Consider the following 26865-nt stretch of genomic DNA (forward strand, 5'->3'; position numbering starts at 1 on the left):
CAATGAGCCTGGTGCAGCCGGTCAACACCGCGTTTTGCCTGGAACAGCTATGCGAATCCAACTACCGGAAATTGTTTAAGCTGATTCCGAACTTGCGCTCTTTCGACCGGGCCGCGATCGGTGTGACGCAGAATAAGCCCGCTTTATATCTCGACGTTCTGGAACGCAATCCCTACACGCTGACCATAGAACTGACCCATTGCTTCAACCAGCAACGCTCCGAACTGCTAGTACCGGCCGTCAAAATCCGGATCTATCTCGACGCCCAACTGGCCGAAGTCATCCGCGACAACGACCGGCCGACGGTGGACAAGGTCTACCAGGACCCGGGCGATCTGATCGAAATCCGCGATTACAAATGGCGCTTGAACTATTTTCTGCAGAAATGGCTGGACCATTGCCTGAAAACCGAATACCGCTTCCAACGGACCGAGACGGCGCAAGCCTGATATAGCGTCCCGCACAAAACCTTGGTTTTGGCAACGCCTAGCTGGTGGGCGCATGCTGTCGAGGGCGACAATCTGCGCAGGGAGTTGCTGCATCAGTGGACTAATCAGCATGGTGCCTGCTCATCTGGCTGTGGAGTACATCATTAATGCGCTGCCCTCGCCTTTTGAAACTTCTCCAGAATCTGGTCGGGTGCGCGCATCCGTTTGAGCGCATGGTTAGCTTTTAGGCCAACGATGCGGATTTCTGGCATCATGTAATACTGCCAAGACATGAACCAAATTGCCACGCACCACATAAAACAAGCCGAATGGAAAACGTGGTAGAAGTGCGCGGCGAACACCTGGAATCACTTCGGCAAATAGCAATGGCGCTTGCTCCAGCCGTTTTAGTTGCAGTTCCATAGCGGCGATAAATTCTTCACCAAGGCCCGGACTCTGTGATTCGTACCATTTTTGGGCTTCGCCAGTCTCGCGTAATGCGCGAGCAGAAAACTTCAAGCGGTACGCCATGAGCCATCTTTAAGGCGAGATTTTACTTGATCCCAGGAATAACCAGATTCCGGATTCCTCTCAAACTCGATCAGGCGTGATTCCAGTTCAGCCTTAAGTTCTGGCGAAACTTCCACGGCTTCAGGTACTGCGGCGACGCTGTCCCAAATAAGCTCAACAAGCTGAATGCGCTGCTGTACCGGAAGTTCAAGAATATCGGCAATAGAGATAGTGCTCATGAGGGACTCCGTATAACTTTTAGTTAAAAATCAAACGCTTAATCTAAAAAAACCCGAGAATGAAAATATCGGATCGGCATTACTGATGCTGAGTCCGACGATTTCAGATGCGACAACTCCAAGAACGCCAATATCACAGGGATACCGCAATTTAGCAATTTCCGTTTGATTTTCCGCATCTCAATTAGTTTTTGATCTTCGTGCACGATCATCCCAAAGTCTCTGCACCACGATATTTTCACAGGCTATGCCGAAACTAAGGTTTTGTTCAACCCACTAATCTACCCAGTCTGCCGCTGTAACGCGGCGCGGACGCAGCGCAGTATGCCGTAGCTGTAGGCTCCGGCCAGTTGTTCGTAGACCGGCTTCAACGCATTGCGTTGCTCGTGCGGCAAGGTCAACAAAGCGGCTTCGATGTCGCCGAGTTCCGCCGGCGACAGGTTTAACACGTCGCCCAGTTCCACCAAGCCGGATTCCAAGGCTTTCGCCATATGGTTGTAAACCGTATCCTCGGTTACCCCCCGCTGCCGCGCCACCTGCTCCACGCTATAGCCCAAGCGAAACAAATCCAGGCTCTCGGCAACGGTATCGGAGCGGGAACCGGGCTCGGCTGCGGTATCGAACTCGGCCAGAACGGCCAAAAACTCGTCGCCGTACAGTTCCAGCTTGCGCTGGCCGATGCCGGAAATCATCCCGAGTTGTTCGCGGTTGTGCGGTCTCGCCTCCACCATCGCCATTAAGGTGGCATCGTGAAAGATCACGTACGGCGGCACATCCTGTTCGTCGGCCAACTGTTTGCGCTTGGCCCGCAACGCTTCCCACAAGGCACTGTCCGCCGCACCGCCCGGCTGGCGCTTTTCGTACTTATCGCGCCGGGTCTTGGCGGTTTGCACGTCCTTGCGCAGCATCAAGGTTTGCTCGCCGCGCAGCACCGGCCGGCAGGCGTCGGCCAAGCGCAGGCTGCCGTGGCCTTCGAAGTCGATCTCTACCAGCGATTTGGCGACCAATTGCCGGAACACGGAACGCCAGCGTTTTTCGTCGAGGGCCTTGCCGATGCCGAAAGTCGATAGCCGGTCGTGGCCGAATTGCTTGATGCGCTCGTCGTCCTTACCGAGCAAGACGTCGATCAAGTAGGTGGCGCCGAAGCGCTGGCCGGTGCGGTAGATGCAGGACAAGGCCTGCTGCGCGGCCAGACTGCCGTCCCAGGTTGCAACCGGTTCCAGGCAGGTATCGCAATTGCCGCAGCCCTGCTCCAGCGCGTCGCCGAAATAGCCGAGCAAGGCCTGGCGCCGGCAACCGACTGTTTCGCACAAGGCCAACATCGCATCCAATTTGTGCAATTCGACCCGTTTATGGGCGGCGTCGGCGTTGGATGTGCCTAGCATCTGCCGCAAGGTCAATACGTCCTGCAAGCCGTAAGCCATCCAGGCATTGGCCGGCAAGCCGTCGCGGCCAGCGCGGCCGGTTTCCTGGTAGTAAGCCTCCACGCTCTTCGGCAGGTCCAGATGCGCGACGAAACGCACGTTCGGTTTATCGATGCCCATGCCGAAGGCGATGGTGGCGACGATAATCAGGCCATCCTCCATCAAAAACTGATGCTGGTTTTTCTGCCGCTGCTGGTGGTCCATACCGGCGTGGTAAGGCAACGCCCGCAAGCCTTTTTGGCTCAACCATTCGGCGGTTTCCTCGACTTTTTTGCGCGACAGGCAATAAACGATACCGGTATCGCCGGGATGCTCGCTGCGGATAAAGCTCAGTAACTGTTGGCGGGCATTGTCTTTTTGCACGATCCGGTAGCGGATATTGGGCCGGTCGAAGCCGCTGACAAAGACTTGGGCTTGTTCCAAGGCCAAGCGGGCGATGATTTCCTGGCGGGTACGTTCGTCGGCGGTTGCGGTCAAGGCAATGCGCGGCACGGTCGGAAATTGCTGGTGCAACACCGATAACTGCAGGTAATCGGCGCGAAAGTCGTGGCCCCATTGCGATACGCAATGCGCCTCGTCTATCGCAAACAAGGCAATCTTGCAGCGGTTGAACAAGGCTTGAGTTCTGGGATTGGACAGCCGTTCCGGGGCGATGTACAACAAATCCAAGTCGCCGTTTTGCAACTGTTGCTCAATGTCGCGCACCTGCTCCAACGATAAGGTGGAATTCAGGTATGCCGCTCTGACGCCGAGTTGGTGCAACGCGCTGACCTGGTCTTGCATCAACGCGATCAACGGCGAGATGACGATGCCGACGCCGTCCATCACCAGCGCCGGAATCTGGTAACACAAAGACTTGCCGCCGCCGGTCGGCATCAGCACCAAGACGTCGCGGCCGGCAATCAGTTGTTCGATGATGTGCTGCTGCTGGCCGCGAAAACTGTCGTAGCCGAATACGCTGCGGAGCGTGTCGAGCGCTGGATTATGGGTCATTTGCCGAATGGTGAAGCTTCGCTGGCGCGGATAAGCGGTTACTGATAACCGTTATTACACCATAGATGGCGGCGCGACTGCAGCGCTGAGCGCGCCAGTCCTTGCAGCCGGTCTTGAAATAGTCGGCGACGCGCCTTATCTCGACTGGACAGCACTGCTGCGATTTCAATAATCCGGGTACCAGCCCTTATAATGGCCCGCTAACTCTCGCCGCCGTCGGCGCCAACCTTTTCTTCTATGATAACGAACTACTGCTGCCTACCCGACCGCCTGAAATATTTGATAGCGCGCGATCAACAGTACTTGCTCAAGCAAGGCCTGAAAGGCATAGAGAAAGAAAGCCTGCGCATTTCCGAACAAGGCGCGATCTCGCAAAAGCCACATCCGCGCGCATTGGGTTCGGCCTTGACCCATCCGTATATCACGACCGATTATTCGGAAGCGTTACTGGAATTCATTACGCCGCCGTTTGCCGACATCAAACAAACGCTGGATTACATGCACCAGATTCACCAATTCGTTTACCCGCATCTGGGCGACGAAATGCTGCTGGCCACCAGCATGCCGTGCGGTATCGACGGCGACCTGAGCATTCCGATTGCCGAATACGGTACCTCCAATATCGGCAAAATGAAACATATCTACCGCAAGGGCTTGTGGCACCGTTACGGCCGCACCATGCAGGCGATTGCCGGGATCCATTTCAATTATTCGGTACCGCAAGGGTTGTGGCCGGCGCTGCACGGTTACGACGGCGGCGACTTATCGCTGGAAGACTTTATTTCCAAGTCGTATTTCGGCCTGATTCGCAACTTCCACCGCCAAGGCTGGCTGATTTTGTATCTGTTCGGCGCCTCGCCGGCCATCTGCAAGACTTTTTTCAAGAGCCGGCCGCAACTGATGCAACAGTTCAAGGAATTCGACGACCATACCGTGTTCCACCCCTACGCGACCTCGCTACGGATGAGCGATATCGGTTACAAGAGCAAAAATCAGGCAGGCTTGAAAATCGACTACAACTCGCTGGAAGGTTATGTGCAAAGCTTGAGCGCGGCGATCAACACACCTTACCCGGAGTACCAGGCGATCGGTGTCAAGGTCGACGGCGAATACCAGCAGCTGAATGCCAACATTCTGCAAATCGAGAACGAGTTTTACAGCACGATGCGGCCGAAGCAGATCGCCAAATCCGGCGAGAAGCCGACTTTAGCCTTGAAACGCCGCGGCGTGCTGTATGTGGAAATGCGCTCGTTAGATTTGAACCTGTTGAATCCGATAGGCATCGACGAAAGTACGGCCCGTTTCGTCGAGGCGTTCTTGCTTTACTGCTTGCTGCACGACAGCCCGCCGCAAGGGCCGGACGAATTTCAGATCAACAACAGCAACCAATTGCTGGTCGCCAACCAGGGCCGCCAACCCGGACTGGAATTGAACCGTAACGGCACGCCGGTAACGCTGCAAAATTGGGCGCACGACATTTTGTGCGCAATGCAACCGATCTGTGCCGTGCTGGACCGCGGCAGCCTGGACCGCCCTTACCAATTGGCCCTGCAACACCAGCTCGCCGTGGTCGACAATCCGGCGCTGACGCCGTCGGCCAGGATACTGGCTTGCATGCGCGAAAACGGCCAGGAATTCGGCTGCTTTGCCAGCAATACGTCGGCCTTGCACAAACACTATTTCAACGCCGAACCGCTGGATGCGGACAGCCAGCGCCAATTCGAAGAACTGGCCGCTACCTCGCTGCGGAAACAAGCCGAAATCGAAGCCGGCGACACTCTCGACTTCGACGAATTTTTATCCCGTTACTTCGCCCAGAGCTAATTTATGACCGCATTCGATCTGAACACCGCCCAAACCGAACTGCAAGGCAAAAATCCGCGCACAATTCTGAAAGCGGCGCTGGCCAATTTCGACAACATCGCCATTTCTTTCAGCGGCGCCGAGGATGTGGTGTTGATCGATATGGCGATAAACATTCGGAAAGACATTCAGGTATTCTCGCTGGATACCGGCCGCCTGCATCCGGAAACCTACCGCTTCATCGAAAAAGTCCGCAAACATTACGGCATCGCCATCGATATTTTGAGCCCGGACCGGGATCAGTTGGATGCCTTCGTCAAGGAAAAGGGTTTGTTCAGCTTTTACGAAGACGGCCACCAACAATGTTGTGCGATCCGTAAAGTCGAACCGCTGCGGCGAAAACTGGCCGGGCTCGACGCCTGGATCACCGGCCAACGTAAGGACCAAAGCCTGGATACCCGCGGCGACATCCCGGAAGTACAGCTCGACGCCGGTTTCTCCGGTCCGGGCAAACAACTGGTCAAATTCAATCCGTTGCTGAACTGGTCCTCGGCCCAGGTCTGGGATTACATCGAAGCCTATCGGGTACCGTACAACGATTTGCACCAGCATGGCTACATCAGCATCGGTTGCGAGCCGTGCACCCGGCCGGTGCTACCGAACCAACACGAGCGGGCCGGGCGCTGGTGGTGGGAGGACAGTGCGAAGAAGGAATGCGGCCTGCACGGCGGCAACATCGACAAATAACCCCGAAAAGCAGCGGCCGGATCGACCGATGAACTTGGAAACATTGGTTCCGGGCCAAATCTGGCATGTGCGGCAGCCGCTTAAGTTCGGTCCGCTCCAGTTGACCACCCGATCCACTATCGTCAAGCTGGCCGGCGGCGAAGTCTGGGTACATTCACCGATATCGCCCGCGCCGGAATTGCTCAGCGCAATCGCCGAAATCGGCCCGGTTAAATACGTAATCGCGCCAAATAAAAGCCATCACTTGTTCTTCTTGCCTTTTCTGCAGACCTGCCGCAACGCACGGGGATATATTGCTCCAGGGCTGGCCGGTAAGCGGCCGGATTTGGCGGGTTTTCCGACTATCCCTGCAGCGGATTGCGCACCGTGGGCGGCTGAATTGGATAGTCTGTTTATCGACGGACTGCCGGTTATCAATGAAACGGTGTGGTTTCATAAACCAAGCGGCACACTGATTTTGACGGACTTACTGTTCTGTTTCGGCGACGACAATAGTTGGGCGACACGAATCGCCGCCCGCTTACTTGGCGTCTATCGCAGATTGGCGATGTCGCGCAGCATGAAGCTGCTGATAAAAGACCGAGCCGCCCTGTCTTGCTGTGCCCAACGGATTCTCGCCTGGGATGTGCGGCGCATTGTCGTCGCCCACGGCGAAATCATTGACGCGAACGCCAAGCAGCACTTGGTAGAAGCATTCAGGCATTTGACTTGAATTGCGGCGCGGATCGATACAAACCGATGCAATGCAGCGGTAACTAAAGCGCACTGAAGGAAGAAATCAAGAGAATTGGCGTCCCCACGGGGGTTCGAACCCCGGTTACCGCCGTGAAAGGGCGGTGTCCTAGGCCACTAGACGATGGGGACTCAGGACTGTGCGCAGAAATTCTGCAGCTTTTTTGATTAGCGGTTGCCGGTGGCTACCGGCTTTAGCCAGATTGGCGTCCCCACGGGGGTTCGAACCCCGGTTACCGCCGTGAAAGGGCGGTGTCCTAGGCCACTAGACGATGGGGACTTAGGACTAAATCAACTATTTGGTGGAGCCAAGGAGGATCGAACTCCTGACCTCTTGCATGCCATGCAAGCGCTCTCCCAGCTGAGCTATGGCCCCGTAGTTGAGTCCTCGTATTATACGGATATTTAGATCCTTGTCCAGAGAATTTATAATTTTTTTATAAACTCGATCGCTCTATCCAACCGATTCAAGGTTTTTTCGCGACCCAGCAGCTTCAAAGTCACGTCGATGGCCGGCGACACGCTGCCGCCGCAGACGGCGACGCGCAACGGCTGCGCGACTTTGCCCAAATTAAGTTGCAACCGCTCGGCGCTATCCAATACCACCTGATGCAGCGCATCGGCCTCCCAGTCCGCCAATGCACCGAATTGGTCCCGCAAATGCTGCAACACGTCATCGACGCCGGCCTTGAAATTCTTCTTCACGGCCTTATCGTCGTACTCCGCAAAGTCGCGGTAGAAATAGACGCTGTCGTTGGCCATATCCACCAAAGTCTTGCAGCGCTCGCGCTGGGCTTTGACGACCTCGCTCAGAGCGGGCCCGGTCGCCGGATCGATGCCGCGCTCGCCCATGTGCCAAGCCAAATGCCGAGCGACGTGAGCGGGATCGGAGTTCATGATGTATTGGTGATTCAACCAGATTAGCTTATCGGTATTGAACGTGGACGCCGATACGTTGACTTTCTCCAATTCGAACAGCTCGATCATTTGCTCGATCGAAAACAACTCCTGATCACCGTGCGACCAACCCAATCGCACCAGATAGTTCAACAACGCTTCCGGCAAATAGCCGTCGTTGCGGTACTGCATCACGCTGACCGCGCCATGGCGTTTGGACAGGCGCGCGCCGTCCGGGCCCAGAATCATCGGCACGTGGGCGTATATCGGCAACGGTGCGCCTAAAGCTTGCAAAATATTGATCTGTCTGGGCGTATTGTTGACGTGGTCGTCGCCGCGGATGACGTGAGTGACGCCCATGTCCATATCGTCGACGACGACGGTCAGGTTATAGGTCGGCGTACCGTCGGAACGGGCGATGATCAAATCGTCCAATTCTTTGTTGGCAACGACGATGCGGCCTTTCACCAGATCGTCGATCACCACTTCGCCGCTCTCCAGATTCTTGAAGCGCACCACCGGCTCGCCGCTCGGATTCGAGACGCCATGGCGGCATTTGCCGTTGTAACGCGGCTTTTCCTTGTTGGCCATTTGCTGTTCCCGCAACGCGTCGAGTTCCTCGCGGCTGCAATAACAGTAATAGGCGTCGCCTTGATCGAGCAACTGCTGAATCACTTCTTTATAGCGGTCGAATCGCTGGGTTTGGTAAAACGGGCCTTCGTCGTATTCCAAGCCCAACCAGGTCATGCCTTCCAGAATCGCGTTGACCGATTCCTGGCTCGAGCGCTCCAGGTCGGTGTCCTCAATCCGCAAAATAAAACGGCCGCCGTGTTTGCGGGCGTACAGCCACGAAAACAACGCGGTTCTAGCGCCGCCGACGTGTAAATAGCCGGTGGGACTCGGAGCAAATCGGGTTCTTATACTCATTATCGGATTATTGGGTTATTAAAAATTTCTTAGCGTATTCGCCGGGAATCGAGCGCGACGCGCTCAGCCGCATCGCCTGGTAATTGAATTGCACGCTGCCCTTGGCGGCATCGTTTTTGCCCAGAATGGCCAAAGAAGTACCATGACCCTGGGCCGCGGCCTTTTCGTACCATTGGGTGGCTTTGTCACGGTCGCTGGTAACGCCCAAACCGCGATCGTACATCGCCGCCAGCGCCACTTGAGCATCGACCAAACCTTGATTGGCCGCCTTTTCCATCCAGTGAGCGGCCTGCTGCTCGTCTTTTGGTTCGCCGTCCCGGCCTAGTAGGAATCGCGACGCCAGCTTGGCTTGCGCCAAAGCGTTGCCTTGTTCGGCCGCCTGTTTTATGTTGTCGGCAAAAGCCGGATTCATCTGAGCCATGAGCAGGCACAGCCATAGCAACTTACGCATCAAATACCCCCTGAAAAAAATCGATGGCACGGCCAAACCGCTATTATTTCACGGCGCTTGGCCCATTTGAATGAACTATATAAAAATAAGGGATTGATGTTAGACTTTGCCTATCAAGGCAAACACTCCAGCCTTGCCGCCCAAGAATAACAACCAGGAGACTTGAGATATGAAAACAAACCTAATGATTACGGCCGCACTGGCCGGCGCGGTATTATCCGGCTGCGCCACCCAGTCGAGCAATAACTTCCCACCGTTCCAGGCCGAAGATCTGAATGCGTTGGTCAAATCGGGCAGACTGGTACAAAAAACCAACAGTTTCCTGGTGGTCAACGACTCCTCCTCGTCCATGAGCCGAATTTACCTCAATTCCCAAGACTACAGCGGCACCAAGCTCGATGTCGAAAAGGCATTGCTGAACAAATTCAACAAATCCATTCCGTCCATTCCGTTGATGTCCGGCTTGCGCAGCTTCGGCTATGGCCCCTGCCTGGACTGGAGCGCCACCAAATTGAACCAGCCGGTGCAAAACTACACCCAAGCCGGCTTCGACAGCGCCATCACCTCTTTGCAATGCTCCAGCGGCGGTACGCCTTTAGCCGATGCACTGCAAGAATCCAGCCGCGATTTGGCTAACGCCTCCGGCAACATTGCCATGATCGTGTTAAGCGACGGTATCGAAGAAAGCTCTCCGGCTCCGACCGCGGCAACCCTGAAAGCCCAATACGGCGACCGGCTGTGCATATACACGGTTTGGGTAGGCAACGACCAAGACGCCGCCGGCCAGGCCGTGCTGCAAAGCATCGCCGACGCGTCCGGTTGCGGCTTCTCGACAACCGCCGACGCGATCAGCACTCCGCGCGGCATGAGCGACTTCGTCAAAAACGTTTTCTTCAAAGCCGGAACGCCTGTCGCCGACTGTTCGAAACTGGACGATGACAAAGACGGCGTCAACAATTGCGCCGACAAATGCGCCGATACGCCGAAGGGTGCCATCGTCGATAAAAACGGCTGCTGGGCATTCCGCGGCGTCCTGTTCGATTTCGACAAAGCCGACATCAAATCCAAATACAGCCCGCTGATCCAAAATGCAGTGGACGTGATGAAACTGAATCCCGGCCTGACCGTGGAAATTCAAGGCCACACCGATAGCTACGGCAGCGACGCCTACAACGAAAAACTGTCGGAGCGCCGCGCCAACGCCGTCAGAAACGAACTGATCAAACAAGGCGTTGACGGCAAACGCCTGACCGCAGTCGGCTTCGGCGAATCCAAACCGGTGGAAAGCAACGACACCGACGAAGGCCGCGCTTACAACCGCCGAGTCGAGTACAAACGTACCGACCGCTAGCCGCTGCCTTAGCGTGTAGTCCAAGAAGGGAGGCTCAGGCCTCCCTTTTTTTTGCCAAGCCGCGACGCAACTTAACCGGCGAGTGCACGCAGACAGGCAAAGCCAACCAGGAGCAACGTATGAAATACATTATCAAGCAGATCGGCGACGACTTTATTTTCGAGGAACTGGAAGCCGCGCGCCGGCAATTTATCGAGTCGCTGAACTACTCGATGGAAAGCGCGAAATTTGTATTCGACAAAAACGCCAAAGACCCGCTGGACTTTTACATTGCCTACGATTTCCAGCAGAAAGACGGCGAACCGGTGGTATATGGCTTTAATCTGCGCGACGAGTTAATCAAAGCTTTCAAGCTGGACACCGACAAAACCCATAACTCGACATTACTGCTGAGTATCGGCCAAAACCTGAAATCGTTAGCCGACGAACTGACAGAACGTTACGACCCGGAACCGCCCAAAACCATTGCGGAAGAAATCGGCAAACAAGAAGACGCATACGCCAAGAGCGTCAACCGCTCCTACCGCGACGTGTTGAAAGAAGCCAAGGCCAAGGATGCAGCGGAACGCGAAGCCGCCGGCATGTCGGATTTCGGCCGCGGCGACCGCCACCTTTGGCAAACCCTGCTGTTAAAAGGCCGTTTTAAGTGACACTCTAATGGAAGAGCCAACTTTGAAAAAATCGGCCGAAAGCGGGCGACGAGCGGTCAATTGCCGAACTTGGTGACGCAATGCTTTTGCGCATCGCACTCCACCGACTTGGTAATCGGGTTGGGCGAAACGTAATAATCGGATTGCGGCCGGCTGTCGATATCCGAGGGCGGCGGCATTGCCACCCGGTCTTCCAGATGATTCTGCTCGATCAATTGTTCATTCAAACGCAAGGTCAGCGTGTCGCCGGATTGAGTCATTTTGAAGAATCTCAAGGTATTCATACCCAGCAAAATCTCGGTCAGATGCTGATTCAGCGCCGCTTCGATGTGCTTCAATTCAGTGTTGCCGATAGCCAGGCTGTCGATAACCGTCAGTTTGTCGAAAGTTCTGCCGCCGGCCGTAGCCGTATCGACTTGCCTGCCGAACGGCAAGCGCGCCTCATGAGCGAATTTCATCGGTATTACCGTCAAGGTCGCTCCGGTGTCGATCAGGAACGGCAACTCCCTACCGTTAATCGATAATCTTCCGCGAAAATGGCCGCTATCGTCGGCTCGCAGGGTAATATCGCCGGACCGGTCGGCGTTGCCGACTAGCGTTCGCCGCTTTTCCGAGATTGTCCCGGCCTCGGCCTGCACGGAGAAAACAGACAATAACAGTAACAGGTAAACGGCGCCGGCTCTGCGGCGGATAAACCCAATCGAGTCGGCCATGTTTCCCCCTTAAGAATTCGGCCGGATGCTTGGTTTCCCCCGGCACACCGAATCAGCCTAGCACTATCAGGGCAAATTCCAAATGTTCGTTAGCGTCGATTACGGCAGACTGCGGTTGCAGAAACCGCTGCGATCAATAGCGGACCGCGACCTTCTCCGCGCTCAACAACCGGCGTAACCGGATCAAAAGTTCGTCGGCCGGTCGCACCCGCCATTCGTCGCCCAATTTCAACGCGGCCTTATCGCCAGCCGTGCGGTATTCGAGTTCGACCGGACATTGCCCGCCGCGGAACGGCAATAATGTTTCCTGTAATCGCCCCAACCAGTCGCTCGGCAGCTCGGGGTTGGCGGCATCGATCTGCAACGTAATGCCTCGCGCAAACACCTCGCGCGCCTCTTCCATGCCGTACAGTTTTTCGGCGGTCATGCGCAGGCTATTGCTGAAATCGTCCATCGCCAGCGAGCCCTCCGCAACCAAAATCGTATCCTTGTTCAGCAGGTTGCGGTATTTATCGAAAATACCGCTGAAAGCGGCGACCTCCAGCCGGCCGGTGCGATCGTCCAGCGTGGCGAAGCCCATCATCTTGCCCTGCTTGGTCTGGCGGGTACGCATTTCGACGATCAGGCCGGCAACGCGCGCTTCCATCTTGCCGCGGCTGCGACCGGCGTCGACTTCCAGACTGCCCAGCGTGCCATGGGTAATGTGTTTCAGTTCCGGCAGGTATTCGGCAATCGGATGGCCGGAAAGAAACAAGCCCAATGTCTGTTTTTCCGCTTCCAGCTTTTCTTTTTCGGTCCACGGCTCGACCACGGTGGAATAAGCGTCGGCCTCGTTGTCGCTCTCCTCGACTTCCACGCCCAGCCCGAACAAGTCGTTCTGGCCGGCCAGCGCCATCTTGCCGTGCTGTTCGGCGACCCGCAGCGCGGTGGTCAACTCGGCCATGTGTGCGGCGCGGTTCGGGTCGATGGAATCCAGCGCCCCGGCCTTGATCAGCGCTTCCAGCACCCGGCGGTTGACCTTGCGCAAATCGACGCGCTTGCACAAATCGTAGAGGCCGGAATACGGCCCGTTGGCGTTGCGCTCTTTCAGCAAATCGTCGATGGCGTTTTCGCCGACGCCTTTGATCGCACCTATGCCATAGACGATTTGGCCCTTGTCGTTGACCGTGAAGCGAAAGTCGGACAGGTTGATGTCGGGCGGGCAAATTTGCAACTTCATTTCCCGACATTCCTCGATCAACACCACCACCTTGTCGGTGTTGTCCATGTCCGACGACATCACCGCCGCCATGAAGGCGGCCGGGTAATGCGCTTTCAGCCACGCGGTCTGGTAGGCCACCAGCGCGTAGGCGGCCGAGTGCGACTTGTTGAAACCGTAGCCGGCGAACTTCTCCATCAAGTCGAACACGTAGGTGGCGATGCCGGCGTCGATTTGGTTGGCGACGGCGCCGGACATGAATTTCTCCCGCTCCTTAGCCATTTCCTCGGGCTTTTTCTTACCCATCGCCCGCCGCAACATGTCGGCGCCGCCCAACGTGTAGCTGGCCAGCTCGCGGGCGATTTGCATCACCTGTTCCTGGTAGAGAATGACGCCGTTGGTCGGTTTCAGGATCGGTTCCAGCAGCGGATGGGCGTACTCGGCCTTGGCGCCGTGCTTGACGTTGATGTAGTCATCGACCATGCCCGATTCCAGCGGGCCGGGTCGGAACAACGCCACCAGCGCGATGATGTCGTCGAAGCAGTCGGGCTTCAGTTTCTTAATCAAGGCCTTCATGCCGCTAGATTCGAGCTGGAACACCGCCGTGGTCTGGGCGTTTTTCAGCAATTCGTAGCTGGCCTGATCGTCGCGCGGAATTTGGCTAATGTCGACCGGCGGTTCGCCCTTGGCGGCGCGCTGGCGGTTGATGGTCTGCAAGGCCCAATCGATGATGGTGAGGGTTCTAAGTCCCAAAAAGTCGAACTTGACCAGACCGACCGCCTCGACATCGTCCTTGTCGAACTGGGTGACCAGATTGCCGCCGCCCTGCTCGCAATACAGCGGCGAAAAGTCGGTCAGCTTGGTCGGTGCGATGACGACGCCGCCGGCGTGTTTGCCGGCATTGCGGGAAATACCTTCCAGCGCACGAGCCATGTCGATCAATTGCTTGACGTCTTCCTCGCTGTCGTACAGGTCTTTCAATTCCTGGCTTTCTTTCAGCGCCTTGTCCAGCGTCATGCCGATCTCGAACGGAATCAGTTTCGCCAGCCGGTCGACGAAGCCATAGGCGTGGCCCATGACCCGGCCGACGTCGCGAATCACCGCCTTGGCCGCCATCGAACCGTAGGTGATAATCTGCGACACATGGTCGCGGCCGTAATGGCGGGCCACGTAGTCGATCACCTCGTCGCGGCGTTCCATGCAAAAGTCGATATCGAAGTCCGGCATCGACACCCGCTCCGGGTTCAAAAAGCGCTCGAACAGCAGGTCGAATTCGATGGGGTCGAGGTCGGTGATCTTCAACGCGTAGGCCACCAGCGAACCGGCGCCGGACCCCCGGCCGGGCCCGACCGGAATATCGTTATTCTTGGCCCACTGGATAAAGTCGGCGACGATCATAAAGTAGCCGGGAAAACCCATCTGCACGATGACGTTCAGCTCGATTTCCAGACGCTCGTCGTAAACCTTGCGATTCTCCTCGAAGCTGCCCTTGCCGACCGGCGGATGCTGCTGCAGGCGCTCCTCCAATCCTTCGCGCGAGGCTTGCTTGAAATAGTCGGCCAGCGTCATGCCTTCCGGCACCTCGAAATCGGGCAGGAAGTTTTCGCCCAGTCGCAATTCGACGGTGCAACGTTTGGCGATTTCGACGCTGTTTTGCAACGCTTCCGGGATATCGGCGAACAGCTCGGCCATTTCCTCGGCGCTGCGCAGATATTGCTGATTGGTATAGTCTTTCGGCCGCCGGCTATCGTCCAGCACCCGGCCCTGGTGAATGCAGACCCGCACTTCGTGAGCGTCGAAGTCGCTTGGATTCAAAAACCGCACATCGTTGGTGGCGACGACCGGCAAGTCCAATTCGGCCGCCAACTCCACCGCCAAACCGATATAGCGTTCTTCGTCCGCCTTACCGACCCGTTGCAATTCCAAATAAAAGCTATCCGGGAATAAACCGCTCCAAAACTCGGCGCAGGCTCGAGCTTGTGCGCGATTTTCCGCCAACAGCGCGGCGCCTATGTCGCCCTGCATTGCCGCGGACAATGCGATCAATCCGACATGGTTTTCGGCGATCCACTCTTTCTGCAGCATCGGAATACCTTGATGCTGGCCTTCCTGATAGCCGCGCGACACCAATTCGGTCAGCGTCACATAGCCTGGCTGGTTACGAGCCAGCAAGGTCAGGCGATGCGGCGCGGCGGGTTCTTCCGGGTTGTAAATCCAAACGTCGGCGCCGGCAATCGGCTTGATGCCAGCACCCTGGGCGGCCTTATAGAATTTGACCAACGAAAACAGATTGCTCTGTTCGGTAATGGCGGCAGCCGGCATTTGGTATTCGCCGAGTTTTTTTACCAGCGGCTTGATGCGGACGATACCGTCGACCAGCGAGAACTCGGTGTGGATGCGGAGATGGACGAAGTTCGGATTCATCGGCTTAGAGGAATTTTTTCACCGGGGCGTAAGAGCGACGATGCTGCGGCGTCAGGCCGTGTTCGGCTAATGCGCTCAGGTGAACCTTAGTCGGGTAGCCTTTGTGGCCGGCGAAATCGTAGCCTGGATACAGCCGATCCAGCACCGCCATTTCGCTGTCGCGCGCCACCTTGGCCAGGATCGACGCCGCCGAAATTTCGGCAACCAACGCGTCCCCGCCGACCACAGCTTCGCCGGGACACGCTATGCCGGGCAGGCGATTGCCGTCTACTTTGATGAAATCGGGCTTGATCGGCAATTGGGCAAATGCGCGCCGCATCGCCACAAAGGTGGCTTGCAGGATGTTGATGCGGTCGATTTCGCTGGCTTCCGCGCGAGCCACCGCCCAAGCCAAAGCATTGGCTTTGATCTCTTCGGCCAATACGGTACGGCGTTTTTCGCTGAGTTTTTTCGAATCCGTCAAGCCGGCGATCGGCTTGGCCGGATCGAGAATGACCGCCGCGGCAACGACCGGGCCGACGATACAGCCGCGCCCTACTTCGTCGATGCCGGCGATCAGTATTGGGGAGTTATCGGAGGATGCCGCGAGTGACATTACGCAAGAAACTGACCATATTGGAAAGTTCGTTGCTTTCGCCGGCCATGCCTTCCATTTCTTCGATCGCGTCTTCCAGGCGCAAATTGCTCTTGTAGAGAATTTTATAGGCCTGACGGATTTGGCGGATTACTTCCGGGGACTTGCCGTTGCGCTCCATGCCGACCGAGTTGATGCCGTGCGGCCGGGTCGGCCTGCCGCCGACCATCACATAAGGCGGAATGTCCTGGGTAATCGCGCTACCCATGGCCGAGAAACTGTACTCGCCGATCTGGGTAAACTGGTGCACCAGGGTAAAGCCGCCGAGAATGGCGTGGTCGCCCAAGTGCACGTGGCCGGCGATGGAGGCGCCGTTCGCCATGATCACATGGTCACCGATCACACAGTCGTGAGCGACATGGGTGTACGCCATGAACAAATTGTCGCTGCCGATCAAGGTCAAGCCCTGATCCTGCAGAGTGCCGCGATGCATCGTGCAAAACTCGCGGATCACGTTGCGGTCGCCGATTTCCAAGCGGGTGATTTCGTCGGCGTATTTTTTGTCCTGTGGATCTTCGCCGATGGAAGAGAACTGGTAAATCCTGTTGTCGCGGCCGATCGCGGTCGGCCCCTTGATCACGACGTGGGGACCGATTTCGGTACCGGCATCGATTTGCACGTCGGGGCCAATCACAGTAAACGGACCGACGCGAACGTCGTCGGCCAAATCGGCGTTCGGGTGGACTATGGCTCTGGAATCGATCATTTAAGCCACCGACACCGCGCACATGATCTGCGCGCTGGCCGCCAGTTCGCCGTCGACCTCGGCCCGGCAGTCGAACGACCACAAATGGCGCTTGTGCTTCAGGTAAGTAACCTGCAAGCGCAATTGGTCTCCAGGCACCACTTGGCGTTTGAAGCGGGCATTGTCGATGCCGGCCAAATAATAGACGGCACCCTCGCCCAGCTTGTCGTCGCTTTGCGAAGTCAGCAACGCCGTAGCCTGCGCCAGCGCTTCCATAATCAATACGCCGGGCATGATAGGCTGGCTGGGAAAATGGCCCTGAAAAAACGGCTCGTTGAAGGTGACGTTTTTTAAAGCCGTCAAGCTGGCGCCGGGCTCGCAAGCGACCACTTTATCCACTAACAAGAATGGATAACGATGCGGCAATAATTTCTGAATCTGCAGAATATCGAGTGTTCCGGCCATAACGATTTTGAACGACGGAGGTGGACTTGGAAAGCCTGCCGAAAGCCAAGCCTCCCGCGAAAACGGAGCGGCGGCTTTCCGAGAATAAACGGGGAAGCCGCGAAGAAGTTACTGCGACAATGTTTCCAGCTTTTGTTGGACGCGGCTGGTCACGTCGATTTGGTCGTTGGCGTAAATCACGCCGTCGGTCAGCAACAAGTCGAAAGACTCTTCCTTAGCCAGGGCCCTGACCGCCTCGACGATGCGTTTTTGCAGATTGCCCAACTCTTCGTTACGGCGCATGTTGAAGTCTTCGCTGAATTCTTGCTGCGCTCTGGCGGCGTCGCGTTTTTTATCCAGTACGTCTTTTTCCAGTCTGCGGCGTTCGTCTTCGCTCATCACGGCGCTGTCGCGGCTCAATTTTTCCTCAAGGGTTTTAATTTCCTTTTGTTGACTCACCAAGGCTTTGTCCCGGGGTGAAAACTCGGTTTCCAAGCGGGTTTTTGCTTTCGCTGCCTGCGGGGCTTTCTCCAATACTTTAGCCACGTTAACAAAGCCGATTTTCAGCTCCGCGTGACTGATGCCGGCAAAAATCATCAGCATTAAAAACAAAGAAATTCTATTTTTCATGGTTAAAACCATCTCCGGTTAAAAAATTTTAATTTAAGACGAAACGCAGCGGCGATTATAGGGCAAAACCGGCTTGAACTGAACTAAAAACCGGAACCGAAGGTGAACTGGAATGCCTGGGTTCTATCGGTATCTTCGGTGTTCATCGGCTGAGCCACACTAACGGCCAAGGCCCCGAACGGCGACAGCCACTCGCCGCTCAATCCGACCGAATAACGGAAATATTTTTTCAGGTCGCCGGTATTCAGACCGGGCGCCAAGGTGCCGGCGTCGATAAACGAGCCGATCCGGACCGACTTGACGTCGCTCAAAAACGGCACCGGGAAAAACAGCTCGGCCTTGCCGATCATTTTGGTGGAACCGCCGACCGGACGATTAAAGGCATTGGGATTTAATAGTTTAGTATCGACTATACCGAGCGTGTTCTGCATGAAACCGCGCACGTCGTTGGTGCCGCCGGCAAAATAGTTTTCGAAGAACGGCAACCCGGATGCGCCGCCGTAACTGTCGCCGTGCGCGACCTCGCCCAGCAAGCGAAAGGTAAAATCGTTGGACAGCGGGAAATAATGCTGGTGTTTGTAACCGATCTTGAAATACTCCAGATCGCTGCCCGGTACCGTGATCAAACCGGACACCCGTTGCTGGCCGCCGCTGTGGGCGAAGGTAGCCCGGTCCAGCGTATCGTGAGTCCAACCGACCGAAGTCGACAAGGTATTGAAACCTTTCGTTCTGGTTACCAGCGGATCGCCATTGTTAAAGCCCAAAAACTTCAAAATCGTATCCGACGACAGCGTGGTGTTTTCGATTTCGGTCCGCTTCAATTCGACGTCGAAACCGATCCGATCGAACTCGTTCAACGGAATACCGAAATTGACACCGGCATTGGTGATGTTGGTGTTGTAACTGGCCAAGTTGGCGGCATAGGCGTTGCGTGAGGTGTAACCCAGGTTGTAGCCGAGCGCCACGCCGTCCAAGGTGTAGTAAGGGTCGGTAAAGCCCAGATTGTAACGGGTCAAGATGCTGCTGTTGTTGAAGGCGAAATCGACGCGTTTGCCGGTGCCGAAAATGTTGTCCTGCGACACGTTGGCATTGAAGATGATGCCTTGCACCTGCGAATAACCGATACCCGCCTGCAAGTTACCGGACGCTTTTTCCTTGATCGTGTAATTGACGTCGATCTGGTCCGCGGCACCGACCACCGGCGGGGTTTCGACACCGACTTCCTCGAAGTAACCCAAACGGTCCAACCGGGTTTTGGTGCGTTCGATCTTGCTGCTGGCGGCCCAACTCGACTCCATCTGCCTGGCTTCGCGGCGAATGACCTCGTCGCGGGTCTTGGTATTGCCTTTGATATTGATGCGGCGGACGTAAACCCGCTTGCCCGGATCGACGAAAAACGTCATCGCCACGGTTTTGTTTTGTTCGTTGATCTCCGGCACCATGTTGACGTTGGCGAAAGTGTAGCCTTCGTCGCCTAACCGGTCGGAAATGGCTTTGGAGGTTTCGGTCGCATTCTTGCGCGAGAAAATCTCGCCGGGACCGACCTTGACCAGCTTGACCAACTCTTCCGGCGGCACGATCAAATCGCCGGACAATTTGACCTTGTCCAGCATGTAGACGTCGCCTTCCTTGACGTTGATCGTGATGTAGATTTCTTTTTTGTCGGCCGTGATATCGACCTGGGTCGATTCGATCGAGAAATTGATATAGCCGCGGTCCAGATAATACGAGCGCAGCTTTTCCAGATCGGCCGAGAGTTTCTGTTTCGAATATTGGTCGTCTTTCGAGTAGAAAGACAAGAAATTGGTGGTGCTTAACTCGAATTCCTTGCGCAATACGTCGTTGGAAAACGATTTGCTGCCGACAATGTTGATCTGCTTGATCTTGGCGACCCGGCCTTCGGAGATGTCGATGCGAATGCCGACCCGGTTGCGGGTCAGTTCGGTGACTTCGGTCTTGATTTTCAGCCCGTATTTGCCATGGCTGAAATACTGGCGGCGCAGTTCCTGCTCGACCTTATCCAGTATTTGCTTGTTGTAAACCTTGCCCTCGGCCAGGCCGATCTTCTTCAAGGCTTCGGTCAGATCTTCTTTTTTGATGTCTTTATTGCCCTCGATCACCACTTTGGCGACGGAGGGCCGCTCGACTACGCTGACGATCAAAGTACCGCCGTCGCGTTCCAGCGCGATATCCTTGAAAAAGCCGGTATTGAACAAGGCCCGGATCGCCTGGGCCTGTTTGTCTTCGGTGAAGGTTTCGCCGACATTGACCGGCAAATAGTTGTAGACGGTACCGGCCGAAATCCGTTGCAAACCCTTGACCTTGATGTCTTCGACTACGAAACTGCTCGCCTGGACAGCTTTGCCGGTCAGCATGCTCAACAACAGGATTTGCAAAAGCGGGTTTTTCTTCACGCAGTCAACCAGGATCGATAAATGCCGCGATTGTAACATGCTGTTTTGCTATTCCCGCGCCTTCCAGGGTAAATACTGGCTAATTTTGGCCGAAAAATTGCTTTCTTATTTGGTTTCAAATGCAAAGCCAAACATTAGAAACCAAACCGCAAAAAGTCGCTTATAAAACATTGAATTAAAAAAACTTTCACCGCAAAACGCTCAAACAAAACTGTCCGCGACCAAATTGCGGTAAACGATTTGCGCATACTCGGCTTCCGCTCGCTCCGCTTCGGCGTCTTTAGCCACACTGACCCCACCCGCCCCTGCGACCGGACTGATGGTACCGCCGCTATCGGCCTTGTAGACTCCGGCCACCGAAATGCCATGTTCCGGCGCAACCAGACTGTAACAGGTATTCAGCCAATGCGCTTCGGCCAGCGGTTGCTCCCGCAACAAAGACACCACCGCCAACACGCAGGCTTTGGCTGCGGAATTGGCTGCAAAGGCCGATTTCGGAATCGGCGCATAGTTGGCGGCGTCGCCGATTACATGCACAAAGTCGTCGAACCTCGATTGCGCAGTAGCCGGCCTGACCGGACACCAACCGCCGGCGTCGGCCAGCCCGCTTTGTAGCGCAAGCGAACCGGCCGTTTGCGGCGGAATGATGTTCAATACATCGCCGGAAAAACGGTCGCCGAACTCGCTGACCAGCGTCTTCGAATCGGCATGCAATTCCAGCAGCGGATTGTCGGCCAGACTATGCCATTCGATCAGACTCTGCGGCGTGCCATAGCCGTAATGTTTGGCCCAGCCGGCTTCGAACAGCGCTTGCTTGGAAAAACTGCGCTTGGCATCGAGGATCAGAATCTTGGCGCGCGGTTTATATTGCTTCAGCCAATAGGCCATCATGCTGGCTCGCTCGTAAGGCCCCGGCGGACAGCGGTACGGGTCGGCCGGCACTGCGATCAGCACGACGCCGCCGTCGGGCATCGCCTGCAATTGCCGCAACAGGGTTAAGGTCTGCGGTCCGGCCCGCCAGGCGTGCGGGAAATGTTCGGCAGCCGCCGCATCGTAACCCGCAATCGTATCCCAGCGAAAATCGATACCGGGCGCCAGAATCAGGCGATCGTAAGACCGTACCTCGCCACTTTGCAGATGCACCCGCTTGCCGGACAAATCCAATGCCTTAGCGGAATCGGCCACGACGGCCACGCCGTAACGGCTTTGCAACGAACGATAATCGACGGTCAGCCGCGCCATATCGCCCAGTCCGGCAAACAACCAGTTGCTGGCCGGACAGGTGATATAGCCGGCTTCGGGTACGATCAGAGAGACATGGATGGCGCCATCCAGAATTTTCAGATATTTGGCCGCGGTGGCGCCGGCGAATCCGCCGCCGACCACCACCACCCGCGGCTTGGAAGAATCCGACAACGGCAAGCGGCTGCAGGCTGCCAGCAGACCGGCACCGAATCCGGCACAATTTTTCAGAAATCTGCGCCGCGACAATCCGCGTGCCATTAATACCGGGCCAGATAGACGGCCACGGCGGCCAACTCGGCGTCGCTATACGCCTTGGCCAGCCGCGGCATCAACGTCGCGGCGCGCCTGTCGTATTTGAAGGCCAATAAGGCCTGCTCCAATTCGGCGGCGCTGAGACGGCCGATATCGGGCAAAGGGCTCGCCGCGGCCTGGCCGCTAGCGTGGCAATTCAGACAGTTCATGGCTATGGCCCGGGCGGACAAATCGGCATGCGCCTCCTGTACCGGAATAAGCGCCAGAACGTAAACGATGCCGCGCAGCCGCCGCATAGCGCTAGCCCGAATGTTTTTGCCGAAAAATCTCGTACAGCAACACCCCGGCAGCGACCGAAACGTTGAGGCTTTCCACCTGGCCGAGCATCGGAATTTTGACCAGAAAATCGCAGTGTTGCCGGGTCAGATGGCGCATACCGCAGCCTTCCGCCCCCATCACCAAAGCCAGCGGCATATCCAGTTTCATGTCGTAAATGGTCTGCCCGGCTTCGCCGGCCGCGCCCATGATCCAGATATTCTGTTCCTTCAGCCAGCGCAAAGTCCGAGCCAGATTGGTCACCTGGTAGACCGGCACCGTTTCGGCTGCACCGCTGGCCACCTTGCATACCGTGGGCGTGATGCCGGCCGCATTGTCCTTGGTGACGACGACGCCGTGGGCGCCGACCGCGTCGGCCGTGCGCAGGCAGGCACCGAGATTATGCGGATCCTGGACTTGATCCAAAATCAGATAGAAGGCCGGCTCGGTTAGCGCCTCGACATCGCTCTTCAAGCGGTCCTCGTTGCGCATCGCCGGCAATTCGACGGCGATAACGATACCTTGATGGTTCTTGCCGTCGGCCAACTTGTCCAACTTCTTGCGCTCGGTTTTCTCTGGACTGACGCCAAGCGCGCCGAGTTCGTCGAGCAAGGGTTTCAGGCGGGCGTCCTGCCGCTGGCTATCGACCCAGGCACGGCGGATTTTTTGCGGCGAGTATTCCAATGCGGCTTGAGCCGCGTGGATGCCGAACAGATGCGTCAGATTCATGAGCGGCGGCGTTTTCTGGATTTGGCTTTAGCGTTGGATTTTGCCGGCTCGGCTTTGGACTTCTTGGCCTTCTTCTTGCCGCTTTCCTTGGCGGGTGGGGCTTTAGTTTTGGCTTTTTTGCCGGTCTGCACCAACTCGAAGTCGATTTTCTTATCGTCCAGACTGACGCGGATCACGCGGATGCGCACGCTATCGCCCAAACGGTAGCGGATACCGCTGCGTTCGCCGTAAAGCTGGTGTTTGCCGGGGTCGAAATTGAAATAGTCGTCCTGCAGCGAGGCGATATGCACCAAGCCTTCGACATAGATGGCCTGCAATTCGACGAAGAAGCCGAAGCCGGTTACCGCGGAAATCACCCCGGCAAACTCCTCGCCGATCTTGTCCATCATGTATTCGCATTTCAGCCAACTAACCACGTCGCGGGTGGCGTCGTCGGCCCGGCGTTCGTTGGCCGAACAGTGCTCGCCCAGTACCACCATATCGTCATGGCTGTAATGAAAGGTGTCCGGTTTATGGCCGGCCAGACAATGCCGAATCGCCCGGTGCACCAACAGATCGGGATAACGCCGGATCGGCGAGGTGAAATGGGCGTAGGCATCCAGCGCCAAGCCGAAATGGCCTTTGGTTTCCGGACTATAGACCGCCTGCGACATGGAACGCAGAAGCAAGGTCTGAATCAGGTGGGCGTCCGGGCGTTGCTGCACTGATTCCAGCAGATGCATATAGTCCAACGGCGTCGGCTCGGCCTTGCCGCCCAGATGCAGGCCCAATTCGTTCAGAAAGGTTTTCAGCGCCAGCAATTTTTCCGCGCTCGGGCCGTCGTGAATCCGCAACAGCCTGGGCATTTTCTTGCGGTTCAGGAAGCGTGCCGCCGCGGTGTTGGCGGTGATCATGAATTCTTCGATCAGTTTATGGGCATCGTTGCGCACCAACGGCACGATCTCGGCAATCTTGCGCTCGGGACCGAACACGATTTTGGTTTCCTGTGTATCGAAATCCATCGCCCCGCGCAGTTCGCGCTGCTGGCGCATGACTTTGTACAGATCGTATAAAGTCTGCAGATGCGGCATCAGTTCCTGATGCTTTTTGATCAGCTTTTGATCGCCTTCGACTAACATTCTGGCCACAGCACTATAGGTCAAACGGGCGTGGGAGCGCATCACCGCTTCGAAGAAGCGCGTGCGCAATACCAGGCCTTCGCTGCTGATCAACAGCTCGCAGACCATACACAAGCGATCCACGGCCGGGTTCAACGAACACAGGCCGTTGGACAGGATCTCCGGCAGCATCGGAATCACTTTTTCCGGGAAATACACCGAAGTACTGCGGCTCTTCGCTTCGTCGTCCAGCGCGGTGCCGACTTTGACGTAATGCGACACGTCGGCAATCGCCACCAGCAACTTCCAACCTTTCGGCGTTTTTTGGGCGTAAACCGCGTCGTCGAAGTCGCGGGCGTCTTCGCCGTCTATCGTCACCAGCGGCAATTGGCGAATGTCTTCCCGACCCTGCTTGGCTTCTTCCGGCACTTCCGGCTTCAAGCCCTTGATTTCCGCTAACAGGGCTTCCGGCCACTGGTTCGGCAAGTCGTAGGAACGAATCGCCATTTCGATTTCCATGCCCGGCGCCATGTGCAGACCCAACACTTCGGCGATGCGGCCGATGGGTTGGCAATGCGCACTGGGCTGCTGCAGGATTTCGGCGACGACGATCTGGCCGTTCTTGGCGCCGCCGACGTCCTCCTTGGCGATCAACACTTCGTGATTGATCTTCTTGTTGTCCGGCACCACGTAGGCGACGCGGCCCTCGCTGAAAAAACGGCCGACGATTTGATGCGTATTGCGTTCGGTGATTTCGATCACCGCGGCCTCGCGCCGGCCGCGACGGTCGACGCCGCTAACGCGGGCGATCACCCGGTCGTTCGGCATCAACGGCTTCATTTCCCGCGGCGACAAGAACAAGTCTTCGCTGCCGTCGTCCGGCTTCAGGAAGCCGAAGCCGTCCGGATGGCCGAGGATTCGACCGGCAATCGTGTTGTGCCCGGAACCGATACAATATTTTTGCCGGCTGTTAAAGCTCAATTGGCCGTCGCGTTCCATTGCGCGCAGCCTACGGCGCAAGGCCTCCTGGGCATCGGCCGATTCCAGGCCGAATTGCTGGGCGATTTGTTGGCGTCTTAACGGTTTGCCGGCCTGCTGAATCAGCTCCAGAATCAGTTCGCGGCTGGGAATAGGGTTCTCGTATTTTTCCGCTTCGCGCTCGGCATGCGGATCGACGAAAGTCGAAAAATCAGCGGGTTGATCGCTATTGGTGGTCATTGAATCCGTCGCTTGGCAGCCACGCCCCCGCAATACGGTGTATCGGACGCTTGTGGCATGGGTTAGATAAAGTCATAGCCTTTCTTCTTGGGCTGTTGCGGTATGGTGGATTCGTCGAGAATCCGCCGGCACTCGAATTGCCAATAGCCCAGGCCGATGTTACGCCGGCCGTTGAGGATGATCGGAAAATTCTCGTTGCCCATGTACATTCTAAGCAGGTCGCCGTCCTTCAAACGAAAAGAATCCATAATGATATAACTCTTCTCGCCTTCGTGGTCTTTCGCGCCGTAAATCAAGGCTTTCTTGCGTTCGTCGCCGGGCGATGCGTCCAGCGCCTGATAAGTCACCGCATAGGCCTGGGCGGCGATAACCATCAATTCGAAGATCAGCTTGCTGTCCTGTTTGGGCACCAGTATCTTGCAAACCACGCCCAACGCCCGCTGCTGGGGCAAGGCATCGATCTTTCTGAAGCTGACCAAACTACCGATGGACAGCACTCCTTCCTGATCGAAGTTGCACGACAGCGCGCGCTCCGAATCGGTTTCTGCGCGTTTTTCCAAGCCGGAACCTGAGCCGGCGCGCGCGGTATCGAGCAAGTCGAAAGTGGCCTCCAGGCCAATCGCCACGTAGCGATCGAGCCGGTCGCTGAAATACACCGAGCCTTGCGGTTCCTGGCCCTGCCAGCGCTGCAGCAGATAATCGAACAATTCCGCCGGCAGACGTTGCTGCTGGCTTTTTTCCATTTCCAGCGAGCTGAAGCGGGCTTCATCCTTGCTAGAAAATTTGTCCGGATGCTTGAATACCTTGGCCAACTTGCTCAGATTCAGATACAGCATCGCCGAATCCGAGCGGCGGTCGCTCTGCCCGCTATTGGCCAGAAAGGCCGGCGGCAAATCCTCGTCCATCAGAATCGAGCACTGCACGGCTTGACCGGCGACCGGCTTGGTTTCGATCTCCAGCAAATCGGCGATTTTTTCGATGAACTCGTAAACCAACTGGAATTCCTTTTGCATCAAACCGGACGGATACGCCAGGCTCAGCAACAGGATTTGTTTGTAACTATCCTCGATCGACGACTGCTTGCTGAAAATTCCGCCCTGGTCGGCCACCTTGACGTCGGCCTTACCCAACTTCACGGCCAGCTTGTATAACGAATGCAAGTCGATCCAGATCCAATCCGGGATCGGATAACTCATCATGTAATGGGTGACGACGATACGGCTCAAACCCTTGATCGTGCGCTGGATGGCCAACACAGTGGGTTTGGCCTGCAACCAGCCCACTTCGCGGCGGGTCAATTCGCGGGCCACGCTCCAGTAACCGATCGTGAATTGGCGCTCGATGCTGCAAGTCAAGCCGAAAATCTTCTTCTCGTTCTCGCCTTTCGGGAAGCCGGACCGGGTCAGGCGGGAGCGCAGATAGTCGTCGATCAGAAAGAAACTGTCGCGGAGCATCTCCAACGCGTGCAGGCGTTTTGCCGCCGGCATTTCCACTGTAACCAATTCGCCCAACAATTCATAGAATAAGCGCGCCGCCAAGCCCGGGTTGGCGGCGGGAAGCTCGGCAATCCATTGTTTCAGCGCGTCGTCGCCGAACGAAGCCAGCAGTTGCGGATCGCTTTTTTGCTCGGGAATGACTAGAAAGAACGAGTTTTTCACAAACAGCCCAAAATATGTACGCGCTCGGCGCGCTCTCGGTACCGGTGCAGCCACGGC

General features: G+C 56.4%; 23 protein-coding genes and 3 tRNA genes. 6 read left to right on the forward strand and 20 right to left on the reverse strand.

What is annotated here, in order from left to right; translation table 11 throughout:
* Positions 1-2 precede the first annotated feature (2 nt).
* Positions 3-449, forward strand: coding sequence for a DUF1249 domain-containing protein (locus VXJ35_RS15735; protein WP_054758341.1), 447 nt, complete (start codon positions 3-5; stop codon positions 447-449).
* A 216-nt stretch (positions 450-665) separates the two neighbouring features.
* Here VXJ35_RS15735 and VXJ35_RS15740 read toward each other — a convergent pair whose 3' ends face one another.
* The 3 genes from VXJ35_RS15740 to recQ form a co-directional block, all read right to left on the reverse strand.
* Positions 666-959, reverse strand: coding sequence for a type II toxin-antitoxin system RelE/ParE family toxin (locus VXJ35_RS15740; RefSeq protein WP_082880956.1), 294 nt, complete (start codon positions 957-959; stop codon positions 666-668).
* A complete protein-coding gene (locus VXJ35_RS15745; RefSeq protein WP_064022294.1) occupies positions 944-1177 on the reverse strand; it encodes an addiction module protein in 234 nt (77 codons plus the stop codon). Before VXJ35_RS15745 ends, VXJ35_RS15740 begins: the two co-directional genes overlap by 16 nt.
* A gap of 281 nt (positions 1178-1458) precedes the next feature.
* Positions 1459-3594 carry a DNA helicase RecQ gene (gene recQ / locus VXJ35_RS15750; RefSeq protein ID WP_064022295.1) on the reverse strand — a complete coding sequence of 712 codons (2136 nt, stop codon included), beginning with the start codon at positions 3592-3594 and terminating at the stop codon, positions 1459-1461.
* Positions 3595-3831: 237 nt separating this feature from the next.
* Here recQ and gshA point away from each other — a divergent pair, with 237 nt between their 5' ends.
* Genes gshA through VXJ35_RS15765 form a run of 3 tightly spaced genes read left to right on the forward strand, consistent with a single transcriptional unit; the run spans position 3832 to position 6856 of the window.
* A complete protein-coding gene (gshA, locus tag VXJ35_RS15755) occupies positions 3832-5418 on the forward strand; it encodes a glutamate--cysteine ligase (RefSeq protein ID WP_064022296.1) in 1587 nt (528 codons plus the stop codon).
* Positions 5419-5421: 3 nt separating this feature from the next.
* Positions 5422-6144 (forward strand): phosphoadenylyl-sulfate reductase, encoded by a 723-nt coding sequence (locus VXJ35_RS15760; protein WP_064022297.1) that lies wholly within the window; start codon positions 5422-5424, stop codon positions 6142-6144.
* Between the two features lie 28 nt (positions 6145-6172).
* Positions 6173-6856 carry a DUF4336 domain-containing protein gene (locus VXJ35_RS15765; protein ID WP_064022298.1) on the forward strand — a complete coding sequence of 228 codons (684 nt, stop codon included), beginning with the start codon at positions 6173-6175 and terminating at the stop codon, positions 6854-6856.
* A gap of 76 nt (positions 6857-6932) precedes the next feature.
* Here the strand turns inward: VXJ35_RS15765 and VXJ35_RS15770 are convergent.
* From VXJ35_RS15770 to VXJ35_RS15790, 5 genes are all read right to left on the reverse strand, one after another.
* Positions 6933-7008 (reverse strand) — tRNA-Glu (locus VXJ35_RS15770).
* A 72-nt stretch (positions 7009-7080) separates the two neighbouring features.
* A tRNA-Glu gene (locus VXJ35_RS15775) sits at positions 7081-7156 on the reverse strand.
* Between the two features lie 20 nt (positions 7157-7176).
* Positions 7177-7252, reverse strand: a tRNA-Ala gene (locus tag VXJ35_RS15780).
* A gap of 50 nt (positions 7253-7302) precedes the next feature.
* A complete protein-coding gene (gene gltX / locus VXJ35_RS15785; protein ID WP_064022299.1) occupies positions 7303-8700 on the reverse strand; it encodes a glutamate--tRNA ligase in 1398 nt (465 codons plus the stop codon).
* A 7-nt stretch (positions 8701-8707) separates the two neighbouring features.
* Complete coding sequence (locus VXJ35_RS15790) at positions 8708-9151, reverse strand: tetratricopeptide repeat protein (protein ID WP_054758352.1); 444 nt, start codon at positions 9149-9151, stop codon at positions 8708-8710.
* A gap of 169 nt (positions 9152-9320) precedes the next feature.
* On the opposite strand from VXJ35_RS15790, the gene VXJ35_RS15795 reads away from it, so the two are divergent.
* Together VXJ35_RS15795 and VXJ35_RS15800 are read left to right on the forward strand one after the other, a co-directional pair.
* Positions 9321-10502: an OmpA family protein gene (locus VXJ35_RS15795; RefSeq protein WP_064022300.1), complete on the forward strand. Its 1182-nt coding sequence runs from the start codon at positions 9321-9323 to the stop codon at positions 10500-10502.
* Positions 10503-10621: 119 nt separating this feature from the next.
* A complete protein-coding gene (locus tag VXJ35_RS15800; protein WP_064022301.1) occupies positions 10622-11152 on the forward strand; it encodes a hypothetical protein in 531 nt (176 codons plus the stop codon).
* 56 nt (positions 11153-11208) lie between these two features.
* Here VXJ35_RS15800 and VXJ35_RS15805 read toward each other — a convergent pair whose 3' ends face one another.
* The 12 genes from VXJ35_RS15805 to VXJ35_RS15860 form a co-directional block, all read right to left on the reverse strand.
* Positions 11209-11865 carry a TIGR02281 family clan AA aspartic protease gene (locus VXJ35_RS15805; RefSeq protein WP_064022302.1) on the reverse strand — a complete coding sequence of 219 codons (657 nt, stop codon included), beginning with the start codon at positions 11863-11865 and terminating at the stop codon, positions 11209-11211.
* A 133-nt stretch (positions 11866-11998) separates the two neighbouring features.
* Positions 11999-15487 carry a DNA polymerase III subunit alpha gene (dnaE, locus tag VXJ35_RS15810; protein ID WP_064022303.1) on the reverse strand — a complete coding sequence of 1163 codons (3489 nt, stop codon included), beginning with the start codon at positions 15485-15487 and terminating at the stop codon, positions 11999-12001.
* 4 nt (positions 15488-15491) lie between these two features.
* Complete coding sequence (gene rnhB, locus VXJ35_RS15815) at positions 15492-16082, reverse strand: ribonuclease HII (protein WP_064022304.1); 591 nt, start codon at positions 16080-16082, stop codon at positions 15492-15494.
* The gene (gene lpxA / locus VXJ35_RS15820; RefSeq protein ID WP_064022305.1) at positions 16057-16827 is read right to left on the reverse strand and encodes an acyl-ACP--UDP-N-acetylglucosamine O-acyltransferase; all 771 of its coding nucleotides are present in this window, start codon (positions 16825-16827) and stop codon (positions 16057-16059) included. The genes rnhB and lpxA overlap by 26 nt, the downstream gene beginning before the upstream one ends.
* A complete protein-coding gene (gene fabZ, locus VXJ35_RS15825) occupies positions 16828-17271 on the reverse strand; it encodes a 3-hydroxyacyl-ACP dehydratase FabZ (RefSeq protein WP_064022306.1) in 444 nt (147 codons plus the stop codon).
* 108 nt (positions 17272-17379) lie between these two features.
* On the reverse strand, positions 17380-17880 hold the full coding sequence (locus VXJ35_RS15830) for an OmpH family outer membrane protein (protein WP_082881104.1): 501 nt from the start codon (positions 17878-17880) through the stop codon (positions 17380-17382).
* An 83-nt stretch (positions 17881-17963) separates the two neighbouring features.
* A complete protein-coding gene (bamA, locus tag VXJ35_RS15835; protein WP_408953949.1) occupies positions 17964-20294 on the reverse strand; it encodes an outer membrane protein assembly factor BamA in 2331 nt (776 codons plus the stop codon).
* A 201-nt stretch (positions 20295-20495) separates the two neighbouring features.
* Positions 20496-21785 carry an NAD(P)/FAD-dependent oxidoreductase gene (locus VXJ35_RS15840; protein ID WP_231914761.1) on the reverse strand — a complete coding sequence of 430 codons (1290 nt, stop codon included), beginning with the start codon at positions 21783-21785 and terminating at the stop codon, positions 20496-20498.
* Positions 21786-21796: 11 nt separating this feature from the next.
* Positions 21797-22087: a c-type cytochrome gene (locus VXJ35_RS15845; RefSeq protein WP_064022309.1), complete on the reverse strand. Its 291-nt coding sequence runs from the start codon at positions 22085-22087 to the stop codon at positions 21797-21799.
* A gap of 4 nt (positions 22088-22091) precedes the next feature.
* Positions 22092-22835, reverse strand: coding sequence for a 23S rRNA (guanosine(2251)-2'-O)-methyltransferase RlmB (gene rlmB / locus VXJ35_RS15850; RefSeq protein ID WP_064022310.1), 744 nt, complete (start codon positions 22833-22835; stop codon positions 22092-22094).
* Positions 22832-25150, reverse strand: a complete 2319-nt coding sequence (gene rnr / locus VXJ35_RS15855) for a ribonuclease R (protein ID WP_064022311.1) — start codon at positions 25148-25150, stop codon at positions 22832-22834. Before rnr ends, rlmB begins: the two co-directional genes overlap by 4 nt.
* A 62-nt stretch (positions 25151-25212) precedes the next feature.
* Positions 25213-26808 carry a hypothetical protein gene (locus tag VXJ35_RS15860; protein ID WP_064022312.1) on the reverse strand — a complete coding sequence of 532 codons (1596 nt, stop codon included), beginning with the start codon at positions 26806-26808 and terminating at the stop codon, positions 25213-25215.
* Positions 26809-26865: the final 57 nt, after the last annotated feature.

Origin of the sequence: Methylomonas sp. DH-1 (assembly GCF_046097555.1) — a bacterium.
Lineage (GTDB): Bacteria > Pseudomonadota > Gammaproteobacteria > Methylococcales > Methylomonadaceae > Methylomonas > Methylomonas koyamae.